The sequence below is a fragment of the Sphingomonas sp. TZW2008 genome (assembly GCF_002117915.1).
GTDB lineage: Bacteria > Pseudomonadota > Alphaproteobacteria > Sphingomonadales > Sphingomonadaceae > Sphingomonas.
The window spans coordinates 153,252-162,821 of record NZ_BDJB01000009.1 but is presented as its reverse complement, the minus strand read 5'-3'; the positions used below and the strand labels follow the sequence as shown (position 1 = coordinate 162,821).

The following is a 9,570-nucleotide window of genomic DNA, read 5'->3' as shown; positions in this document are numbered from 1 at the left end:
CTCCGCCGTCGCCCTCGCTGCAACCGTCATCTTCTGGCTGTGATCAACGAGTCCTGAGCCTAAAGTGGCAAAGATACTGGCGTGGCCACCGATGCAGCATTTGAAGCCGGTCAAAGGGGCTCGCCTGTCGTCAATGTCGCTCGTTGAGACCGCCCCCAGATGACCTGACCAGAGCCTCTTCAGCAGCGATTAGTGCGCGCTTCTCTTCCGCCATGATCCAACACAGCATGTCTTCCTCATACCAGGGCAATGTTTCGACAGCTTCGACGGACGGTCTCACGCCGGTCCAGATCAACAAGCCTTCGATCGCCGTCCACGTGATTATCACCACCGCCACAACTGCAAGCGCAATCAGTACAAGACCGAGTAGCGGAACCGCGCAAACGGCAGCGGCGATAAAGACGGGTAGGAGAACAAACTCTCGCATCGTAACTTTGTGGCTTAGCTGCGCTATTGCCGCAATGCCGTATGGGTCGCTTCATGACGTCAGATCAGGAACGGTGGGCTGAAGCCATAGCGATCGAGCGTCAGCATGGAATGATGGCCCCGATGTGGATCGCCGAACGTATCGGCGCGCTGGCTATGATGGGTGACGTCGGTGGAGTCGTCCGTTTCAAGGAGATCGCTACCAAGCTGGAGTTGCTTATGAGCGGGGAAGGACGCGCGTGAACGAGCCGCGGCCGATCGCTGGCTGCTCTTTCCGTCGCTTGATGCGTCGGCTGTGGAACTACGAAACTGACAGCTTGTGGGTTTGGGTACCTCTATGGGCGCTCGCAGTCCTGCTGTTCGGAGGCTTTTTATCCTAAGCGCTAATCACCACCCGAGACCAACTTATCCACAGCTTCCACAGCTGTCCGTCGCAACCCGACTCAGACAGTTCGCGTCAGCTCTTCATGGCTACGGTTCTTGCCCCTTCCACTGCCGAGGAGATCCGCGATCTTCTCGCACATCTGCTGGCCGGCGTGACGGACGCTTGCGAAGCAACGTGGCGTCGCCGCATCGGCGCGATCGAACGCTATCCGACATGGAAGTATGTGCGGTTCAACTGGGGTGTCGCGCTCAGCAGGAGCGTCGTTGATCGCGAGGCTATCGAAAAAGCAGTCGAGATCGTCAGAGCCGAGCACCCCTACATCACTGATCCTTTCCCGAAAGACGTCGACTGGTTACGCCGGTGACTTGCGCGCGCCGCCCCGCGGGCCGATGGTTCGTCATGGCAGCGCAAGGGCAGATCGATGGACGAGGAACTGCAGACCGCGATCGATCGGCTTCACGCATTCAGCCAGTCGTGGAATGACGATGATGTCGTCGATGAGGTGGGCCACCTTACTGGCAAGGATCTCCGCCTGGTGGTCGAGCATCTACGCGGGACAGAAGCGGCTACCGCCGCCGGCGTTACCGACTAGAGCTTCGCTCAGCGCGGACCGTGCATCGAAAGGTGATGCTCGCGAAAGTCGCGTGCTTCCTGGCTCATTGCCATTGAGCGAACGACAGCGATCAATGTCTCGCGATTCGGCGCCTTCAAGATCAAGTCCCGGTAGTGCTTCTGTCCCGAGGCGTCTGGCGCGCGGCCGAACATCGCATGATAGCAGACGTCGACGAACGCCTTGGCTTCACAATCACTAAAGTTGAGCGCCGTCCCAACAACACCCGCTTTTCGACTCGGCAACACGACTATCCCTCCCCAAGGATCGTCGCCTCTTAGCTTCTTCCAGCCATGCCGCCTACGGCAACATCGTGATATAAATCACTCAACACGCATCAGCTGCGCCGGGTATGGCGCCACCAGCTGCATCGCCTCCTCGATCGGCGCGCGGAGCCACGTTTCCTCATCCTCATCATGCAGCAGCACCGGCATCGCCTTCGGATGGATTGGCGCCACCAGTGAGTTCGGTTCGGTCGTCAGGAACGCGAACACGGCGCCGCCCTCGGCCGGGCGCCAGATCCCGGCGAAGCTGACAATCGGCCGGCTCGGCACGTCGAACCAATGCAGCGGCAGCTTACCCTCGGCACCGCGCGTCTGACCGTATTCGCTGAAGGCTGTGAACGGCACCAGGCAGCGACGCTCCGGTTTCGCGAGCGCGCTCTTCCAGAACGGCGACGTGTAGTTGCGCACGTTCGTCACCTTCTTGTCGAGCAGCACCGGCTTGCCAGTCGCCTTGTCGATCCGCTTGCCAGGCACCTTGTGGGGGAAACCCCAGCTCATCATGTCCAGCATGCGAATGCCATCTGCCTCGCGTACGACATACGCCGGCTTGTCGGGGAACAGCTCTGGCGGCGGGATCGTCAGATCATCAGGGTAGGGTGAAACGATGCCGTAGCGGCCCGCGAGCTCGGCCTGCTTGGCCGTCATGCGGTAGCGGTTGCACATGGCTGCAGGATTGAAGCGACATCAGCGGAAGTCAAAGCCAACGACTCCGTAGGTCCATAGCCGATCAAGTAGCGCCCTAGCATCTTGCATCGTGGAGGCGCCTGTGCAGATTACGACACGTCGGTTGGGGAACCAATGATTCTTCGGGGGTTAGATGCGAGTCAGTCTATACGTCGCAGCCGCTTTTGCAGCTGCTGCGGTCGCCATGCCAGCGGCTGCGCAAGAGCGGACAGCGGTGAAGAACGGATTCGATCTGGCTGCGGCAAGCGGCAAGACGATCTTAGTTATGCGGCCTACGGTGCGCGTGGGAGCTCAGTCGACTGGCGGTATGTTCGAGCCGAACGGGGACTGGACTGATCAATCGCGTAAAAATATCGACGCTGCGTTGTCTAAGATCCAGACCAAGCTTGGCAACAAGGTGGTTGTCGCACCGGAGGCTTACGGGAACGAAGCCCGGATCGCTGAAGAGTATGCCGCGCTGTTCGCCGCCGTATCGCGCTCGGTGATCAATTATCAGTTTTTCGTTGGTAATCGGCTGCCTACCAAAAAGCGTGACAACAAGGCCAACGTGTTTGATTGGTCGCTCGGCTCTGGCGTGTCTGATTTGCCCGGTGCAAAGAACGCAGATTACGCGCTCTTCATCTACAATAAGGATGCTTATGGTTCGACCGGGCGTAAGCTGCTTCAAGCGGTTGCGCTACTCGGTCCCGGGATTGGCATTAAGTCGGGCGAGCATGCCGGCTACGCGGGCTTGGTCGATCTCAAGACCGGTGACATCCTTTGGCTCAATGCTGACGGCGCAATGGGCGGAGATGTCCGGACTGCGGAAGGTGCCGACAAACGGGTCAACCAGTTGCTCGAAGAGTTTCCTGGAAGCTCCATCGCTAAGGAGCCGACCGCCGTCGCCGGGGCCGGAAAGTGAAAATCCCACTTTCAGCGCTCGCCGCCGCGGCCTTGGTCATAGCGGCGTCAGCCAATGCCGCCACCAAGGCCAAGGTTCAGCCCGCGCCGCCCCCTCCCCCTTACGCCGGCGCGTATCAGCCGCAAGGCGTCGACGAGATCGGCATGTGGAAGGAGGACGACGAAGACGAACGTCGGCTTGCGAATTCACCTCTCGTGATCCACGATCCAACACTGAACGGCTATGTGAAGAACGTGCTGTGCGGCACGGTCGGTGTTGACCGTTGTAAGGCGACCCGCGTTTACATTCTGCGCACGCCGCTCTTCAACGCCACTATGTCGCCCAACGGAACGATGCGGGTCTACAGTGGCCTGCTCCTGCGGATGCGCGACGAGGCAGAGCTTGCCAGCGTCCTTGGCCATGAGTTCGGACATTACGAGAGCAGGCATTCGCTAAGCCGGTTTCGCGCGGCTCGGAGCGGCAACGACTTGCTGAGCTGGGCTGCGGTTCTCGCATCAATGTCGGGCACCTACGCCGCAGCTGCAAACTACGACAGCCTTCAGCTTTCTGTTTATGGCGGACTATACCGCTACCAGCGTGATAATGAGCGCGAGGCGGATATGCTCGGTCTCGGCTATCTTAACACCAGCTCTCTTCCGCCGCAGTCGGCGGCAAAAGTGTGGCGAAACGTCATGGCGGAGGCGGAAGCTTCGGCCACCTCACGCGGATTGAAGAAGCCCCGCTTCGACTCGATCGCATTTTTCGCATCTCACCCACCCGAAGCCGAACGCGCAGAGTACCTTGCTGCGCTAGCCGTGCCTGACGGGGCGAGCCGTGATACTGGTGCAAGGCGCTACGCCGCGGCGTTGGCTCGTTGGCTCCCGCTATTTCTTGACGATCAAGTTAAGCTCAACGACTTCGGCGGCAGTGAATACATAATCAACAGCTTGGCGGAGAACGGCTGGACTGCGCCGCTGTGGTCCGCGCGTGGCGATCTCTACCGCGCACGTGGCAACCAGCGCGATCTAGTAAACGCCGCCGAGTTTTACGGGAATGCGGTGGCGCTCGATCCCAAGCTGGCGGAAGCCCAGCGCGGGCTGGGCTTGTCGCTGATTAAGACTGGGCGGCGCGAAGAAGGCCGGGCAGCACTCTCCAATTACCTATCGCTCAAGCCCGATGCGTCCGACGCGGCGATTATCGGTATGCTCGTCCAGAAGGAAGCCAACTGATGCGTGCTGTTATGTCTCGCGCGATGCCGACTGCACTTTTGGCGGCAGTTCTGCTCATGCCGATCAATGCCGATGCTAACGGTTACCGACAGAAGGCGCAGCCCGCTACGATCTCCGGCTCAGTGATGACGGTGACACCGGCGCGTGATTGGAACAAGCTGAGCGTTTCGGCCGGCAAGCAGACCGAGACTTGGACACTCGATGGTGAGGAGTTGAACGACGTCACCTTCTTCGCCGGCATTGAGCCAGGCAAGCCTCTCGTTCGTGAGGTTAGCAAGAAGCGCAAGCCGCTGCCCAAGTTCACGAAGGAGACCTTGCTGGTTGAGGTGCCGGAGCTGGTGGAGGGGACATACCGTTCGGCCAAGGACATCGCGACCTTCGCTATCACGGGTTCCAAGCCGGACCAGTTTCTCGGACGCGACGGCATCCGTTTCACCTTTGACTACGTCGACAATGATGCGCTGCCACGTCGCGGCGAAGGACGCGCGGCACTCGTCAACGGCCTTCTTTATATGGCGGTCTTTGCCGCCCCTCGCCTGAACTACTACGATCGTACCGCGGCGGACTTCCGCGCACTGACTGACAGCGCCAAACTCAATTAGTCCCTCAAGACGCCTGCCGCATCTCGGAGGTGCCGTAGTCCCGAAGTAATAGGGGGGGATTGTTCATGCGCCTGGCAGAATCGTTTGCCGTCGTTGGCCTGCTCGGCACATGCGTGCAATCAGCCGAAGCAACGCCCGGCGGCCTAAACGCACAAGGATGCCACAACGATCGCAAGGGTGGCAGCGGCTATCATTGCCACGCTGGGCCATCTGCTCCGGCGGCTCAGGCTCAATCCCTCCGATCATCAGGCGACGGCGCCTTTGCCAACTGCTCCGCTGCGAGGGCCGCCGGTGCTGCGCCAGTTAGACGTGGCAGGCCTGGCTACGGTCCGCACCTCGACCGCGACAATGATGGGGTCGGCTGCGAGCAATAACTTGCGCCGTTATTTGCCCTAACGAAGTGAATCCAAGCGCAAGCAGCCTCTCCGTATTTTTTCTGCATAGACAGAGGCTAGGAGCAGCGCCTGCAGGCTGTATTTTGGCTGTATCATCAGCTGAGCCGAGCTCGATCAGCCAACCACCCCGCAAGCTCACGTATCGCGGCAGACCGGGCCCCATGCTTCCATGCGTTATTGTTTCCCGCTGGTGCGCCGCTTCCCCGACCGCCGTGCATTCGACACCGGCTCCGCCCCTTGATCGCCGGAGATTGGCACATCCGGCCCAAGCGTGTCCGGGCATTGCAGCGCCGGGCGAGACGAAGACTCTCCGGTTCCCGGTGCATGGGGTTGTTCGACGTATCCTTCATTCCTGACCCCTGATCCGTGCATGTGGAGTTGTTCGGCGACAATGGCTTGGCCCCCTTCGTTGACGTGAACGTGACGCACGATTTGCTCGCGCGGCTGGTGCATGCGGGCGAGTGCCTCTAGCGCGGTTCGGCTCTGCGTTTGTGCCTTCAGCGCTAGGTTCATGTAGCGGTTGAACGCCTCAGGATACTCACCGACGTTCTGCCAGGCACGCCGCATCATCTCAGTCGCGGTCACGTCGAGCATGATCCCTTGCGCGATCAGGGTGTCGGTCACAGGTTGAAGGTCGCCTGAGCCGATCATCTTCGCCATCTTGGCGATGACGTCACCGACATCGACGGCGGTCGACGCGATACCATCGCATTTGATCGTCTGCGATGCGAGCGAGTTGCTGATCATGCCGTGCCGCATGAACGGCATGGCCCGCATCTCGGCCAACACCTTCGCTTCGGTGCTTCCCTCGGGGACGGTTACTTCAGCGGGCTGGTCCCTACCGTCGTAATTCAATTGCGCTCTCCTTCAGCTTCAACCGCTTCACGCGGGTGTGGATTGCGTCGGTGCTGCGGCCGATCTGTGCGCCGATCTCTGCCGCCGTGTGGCCGCGGCTGAGTAGGTCGCGTAGTTGTTCGTCCTGCGTGGACGTCCAGCGTCGAAGAGGCTGCGGGTGAAGCGCCTTGGCCGCCAGCGCCGCGACGAGGCCGCTTTCCCATTGCGTCAGCGACCGCTCACGGTTGAGTGCATCCGCTAAAGCGAAGCCAATGGACACCGGATCGGACGGAGTGATCCGCTCCCCATCGCCAATCACGTTCCATCCCCCGGCAGCACGATGTCTTCGCCCGCGCTAGACTTCTCCCAGCGGCTGAAGTCGCGTGGCGTTCGGTCCTGGAGCCCCAACGCAGGGTTCGGTTTCCACACCTTCGCAGCAGTGCCCAAACCTCGCTTCCCCACCACCTCCCCCATAGGGGGGGAGGTGTGGTGTGGAGACGACGGTTCCCCACCTTCCACACCGTTCCACACCTTCGGTGTGGAGGTGGGGGGAACGCCCTGAACGGCCCACTCGCCCACCTCGACGAAGGTGCGCGGCATGCTCTTGGCGTCCTTGCCGTCGACCTTGATCAGGGCGCCGGTCGCGATCCACGTCCGCAGCAGTGCGTTGATTTTGGCGCGGTCTGCCTTCGCGTCGCTGTCCGCGCTGAGTCCCAGCACATCGGCGACAGCCTTGCCGACCCACTCCTTCGCCTGAACGTCGGCACGCCACTGGCCGGTCTCTATCCGCTGCTGCACCCGGTAGAGGTGATCGGCGGTCACGCCGTCGAACGCGTCCGGCGGCGACCAGCGGGTGACGACGCCGACACTGTCACCTTCCTCACCGAACGGATCGTCCTGCCCGGTCGAGTTATCGACGTTCTGCGATGCGAGCCGATACCACTGCGCATCCTCAGCCGGTGCGCGGTTGGCTTTGTCATCCTGCACGGTGAAGATTCGGCGGCGCTCCTTGTCCTCGGCGATCCCGAAGCGCTGCGCCTCGTCCTTGTCCATCCGATTGAGCACCAGCGTCACGCGTGCCGCGGACACCAGGGCACTCGCACCGCGCGAAGATTCCGCAGTTACCTTCTCGCTGCCGAGCTTCTTTGAATGGTGAACTAAGACGATTGAGCAACTCGCCCGTTTGGCGATGCTTGCCCAGGTCTTCACCACCGCGTCGACGGCGCTGTTGTCGTTCTCCGACACGCCATGCGACGAAACGAATGGATCAATGACTAGCACGTCGATCTTGCGCGCGATCAGTTCGGCAACAAGCGCCTCAACCACGGGGACCGCGACGCTGTAACCATCTCGATCCTCTATCGCGATGCGAAGCTCGGCACCCTCGGGACCGCTGTCGAGGAAGATGCGGTCAGCACATTCCTCCTGCCCGATCCCATGGAACATCGACGCCGCAACGAGCTGCATTTCCAGTTCGTCCAGCCCATCCTCAAGGTTCCAATACCAAACCCGTCGCGGCCCCGCCCATACCGTCTTGCCGAGGATCTCCTGTCGCCCGCTCGCCAGCGACAGCAGCATTGAGGCGACGAACGACGACTTGCCGACACCCCCCGGTGCTACGATCGCAGACACAGTGCCGAGGAGCAGCCAGCGACCCCATACCCAAGGGCGGCGCGGCAGGCTGCGGTGATCCGGCCACCGAAACGGTGATGCGGTAATTTTCACCGGGTCTGCGGCAGCTTGCGGGACAAACGGCTGCGCGGATTCGAACCGCGCTTTGATCGACGCCGCGTTCATGGCCGTGCTTCCATCAACTCGGCGTTGAAGTCCTTGAAGCCGCCCGCTGGGCGCATGATCCGCACCTTGCGACCCGACGCAGTGAACGCGTGTGCAGCCTTCGTCGCCGCCGTTTCGCCAGCTGCGTCCCCATCAGCGCCGATGACGACGGCGCGGGTGACGTCCGCCAGCTCCATGCGGGGCAGCATCGAGGTGCCGGCCGAAACCCAGACAGAACGACCGAGCGCCTGTGCGAGCGTCAAACCATCTTCCAGCCCTTCGGTAACGACGAGACTGGGGACGGGCGGTCCGATCTGAATGGCGCCGCCGGCTACACGACCGAGCGATAACTTCACTTCGGGCACGTCGGCTTTCCGACCCTCCTCGGTAAGGAAGGTGCGCTGTATCCCGGTCAGATCACCGGCTGGATCGCACACCGCCGCGACGAGCGCAGCCCGACGGCGCTGCTCCTGTGGATAGCGCAGCCGGGCGAAACGCAGCGTGTGCGGCAGCTCCATGGTGATGCCACGCGAACGCAGATATGCTTCGGCTGGCGTGCCGCCGATCGGCGACGCCTCGTTCCAGATGGACAGCGCCGCCTTAGACCAGCCGGCCTTCGGCGTGGCGACCACCCGCTGCTGTTCAAGCTCGCGCAGGGCGCCGCCATCCAGCATGTCGATGGCGCCAAGCAGCTTCACGCCGTATGCCCGCTGCACGAAGTCGAGGACGTCGCCTTCGGCACCACAGCCGAAGCACTGGAAACGCCGGTCGTCAGCGTAGACCGTGAACGAAGGCGTTTTGTCAGGGTGGAAGGGGCAGCAACCCTTTAGCTCGCGGCCGGCGCGGGTTAGCTTCACGCCGGCCTGACGCGCGACGCCTGAAACCGGGAACCGGTCGCGCACATTGGCGCAGATGCGATTGAGGTCGCTCATCGTTCCTCCTCGCGGGTCGGCCCGAATGCGGGCAACACCCAAACGACGGCGCGTTTGCGGCTCGAGGGGTTTTGACGACGCATGCCACTGTCCACGATTGCGCCCTTCGCCTTCAGCTCGGAAAATCTTGGCTGCAGGCTGACGCGATCCTGACCAGACATGTTGGCGGCTTCCTCAGGGGTTAACCCTTGCGGCCCCCGCGCTGCAACGAGTTCACGAACCAGCCGCTGAAGCCGCCCGAGTTTGGGCGCCATAGCTGCTGCGGCGTCACGGCCAGTGTCGAAAACGCCTTTCCAGCCTGGCGTATCGGGGTAGGTCGTCCGATCATCCGTCATGACGGCTCCCCTCCCCGATCGCTGCCAAGCCAGCCTTGGCCAGCAACTTGTCGAGCCAGTCCGCCTGTTTCGGCGTAAGTGGGCGCGGGTCCGCGATAAGCTCGCCGCAAAAAGAGCCGGCGGCTCGTGTCAACACTACCGCACCTTCTCGATGGGCGGTGACAAGGGCGTAAGCTGCTTCGCTGTTCGTCATGCCGC

At 61.8% G+C, this 9,570-nt stretch carries 16 protein-coding genes; 7 read left to right on the top strand and 9 right to left on the bottom strand.

Annotation, left to right across the window (positions count from 1 at the left end; all coding sequences use genetic code 11):
* Positions 1-130: 130 nt before the first annotated feature.
* Positions 131-427, bottom strand: a complete 297-nt coding sequence (locus B7L05_RS13165) for a hypothetical protein (RefSeq protein ID WP_085810723.1) — start codon at positions 425-427, stop codon at positions 131-133.
* 53 nt (positions 428-480) lie between these two features.
* Between B7L05_RS13165 and B7L05_RS13160 the strand changes: the two genes are divergently transcribed.
* The 3 genes from B7L05_RS13160 (at position 481) to B7L05_RS17475 (ending at position 1,403) form a co-directional block, all read left to right on the top strand.
* Positions 481-669, top strand: a complete 189-nt coding sequence (locus B7L05_RS13160; protein WP_144037274.1) for a DUF6961 family protein — start codon at positions 481-483, stop codon at positions 667-669.
* 224 nt (positions 670-893) lie between these two features.
* Positions 894-1,175 (top strand): hypothetical protein, encoded by a 282-nt coding sequence (locus B7L05_RS13155; RefSeq protein ID WP_085810721.1) that lies wholly within the window; start codon positions 894-896, stop codon positions 1,173-1,175.
* A gap of 57 nt (positions 1,176-1,232) precedes the next feature.
* Complete coding sequence (locus tag B7L05_RS17475) at positions 1,233-1,403, top strand: hypothetical protein (protein WP_179187214.1); 171 nt, start codon at positions 1,233-1,235, stop codon at positions 1,401-1,403.
* A gap of 8 nt (positions 1,404-1,411) precedes the next feature.
* On the opposite strand, the gene B7L05_RS16955 is transcribed toward B7L05_RS17475, so the two are convergent.
* On the bottom strand, positions 1,412-1,669 hold the full coding sequence (locus B7L05_RS16955; RefSeq protein ID WP_144037273.1) for a DUF4214 domain-containing protein: 258 nt from the start codon (positions 1,667-1,669) through the stop codon (positions 1,412-1,414).
* Positions 1,670-1,744: 75 nt separating this feature from the next.
* Positions 1,745-2,368 carry an SOS response-associated peptidase gene (locus B7L05_RS13145; RefSeq protein WP_085810719.1) on the bottom strand — a complete coding sequence of 208 codons (624 nt, stop codon included), beginning with the start codon at positions 2,366-2,368 and terminating at the stop codon, positions 1,745-1,747.
* A gap of 154 nt (positions 2,369-2,522) precedes the next feature.
* Here B7L05_RS13145 and B7L05_RS13140 point away from each other — a divergent pair, with 154 nt between their 5' ends.
* The 4 genes from B7L05_RS13140 (at position 2,523) to B7L05_RS13125 (ending at position 5,474) form a co-directional block, all read left to right on the top strand.
* On the top strand, positions 2,523-3,290 hold the full coding sequence (locus B7L05_RS13140) for a hypothetical protein (protein ID WP_085810718.1): 768 nt from the start codon (positions 2,523-2,525) through the stop codon (positions 3,288-3,290).
* The gene (locus B7L05_RS13135) at positions 3,287-4,498 is read left to right on the top strand and encodes a M48 family metallopeptidase (RefSeq protein WP_256926724.1); all 1,212 of its coding nucleotides are present in this window, start codon (positions 3,287-3,289) and stop codon (positions 4,496-4,498) included. The genes B7L05_RS13140 and B7L05_RS13135 overlap by 4 nt, the downstream gene beginning before the upstream one ends.
* Positions 4,498-5,100 (top strand): hypothetical protein, encoded by a 603-nt coding sequence (locus tag B7L05_RS13130; RefSeq protein ID WP_085810717.1) that lies wholly within the window; start codon positions 4,498-4,500, stop codon positions 5,098-5,100. The genes B7L05_RS13135 and B7L05_RS13130 overlap by 1 nt, the downstream gene beginning before the upstream one ends.
* 65 nt (positions 5,101-5,165) lie before the next feature.
* On the top strand, positions 5,166-5,474 hold the full coding sequence (locus tag B7L05_RS13125; protein ID WP_085810716.1) for an excalibur calcium-binding domain-containing protein: 309 nt from the start codon (positions 5,166-5,168) through the stop codon (positions 5,472-5,474).
* Positions 5,475-5,590: 116 nt separating this feature from the next.
* On the opposite strand, the gene B7L05_RS17880 is transcribed toward B7L05_RS13125, so the two are convergent.
* Genes B7L05_RS17880 through B7L05_RS13100 form a run of 6 tightly spaced genes read right to left on the bottom strand, consistent with a single transcriptional unit; the run spans position 5,591 to position 9,372 of the window.
* Positions 5,591-5,737, bottom strand: a complete 147-nt coding sequence (locus B7L05_RS17880) for a hypothetical protein (protein WP_375601263.1) — start codon at positions 5,735-5,737, stop codon at positions 5,591-5,593.
* On the bottom strand, positions 5,670-6,350 hold the full coding sequence (locus B7L05_RS16950) for a hypothetical protein (RefSeq protein WP_144037272.1): 681 nt from the start codon (positions 6,348-6,350) through the stop codon (positions 5,670-5,672). The genes B7L05_RS17880 and B7L05_RS16950 overlap by 68 nt, the downstream gene beginning before the upstream one ends.
* On the bottom strand, positions 6,334-6,648 hold the full coding sequence (locus tag B7L05_RS13115; RefSeq protein WP_085810715.1) for a GcrA family cell cycle regulator: 315 nt from the start codon (positions 6,646-6,648) through the stop codon (positions 6,334-6,336). The genes B7L05_RS16950 and B7L05_RS13115 overlap by 17 nt, the downstream gene beginning before the upstream one ends.
* Positions 6,645-8,126 carry an AAA family ATPase gene (locus B7L05_RS13110; protein ID WP_085810714.1) on the bottom strand — a complete coding sequence of 494 codons (1,482 nt, stop codon included), beginning with the start codon at positions 8,124-8,126 and terminating at the stop codon, positions 6,645-6,647. Before B7L05_RS13110 ends, B7L05_RS13115 begins: the two co-directional genes overlap by 4 nt.
* On the bottom strand, positions 8,123-9,037 hold the full coding sequence (locus tag B7L05_RS13105) for a CHC2 zinc finger domain-containing protein (RefSeq protein WP_085810713.1): 915 nt from the start codon (positions 9,035-9,037) through the stop codon (positions 8,123-8,125). Before B7L05_RS13105 ends, B7L05_RS13110 begins: the two co-directional genes overlap by 4 nt.
* Positions 9,034-9,372 (bottom strand): hypothetical protein, encoded by a 339-nt coding sequence (locus B7L05_RS13100; RefSeq protein WP_085810712.1) that lies wholly within the window; start codon positions 9,370-9,372, stop codon positions 9,034-9,036. Before B7L05_RS13100 ends, B7L05_RS13105 begins: the two co-directional genes overlap by 4 nt.
* Between the last annotated feature and the right edge of the window lie 198 nt (positions 9,373-9,570).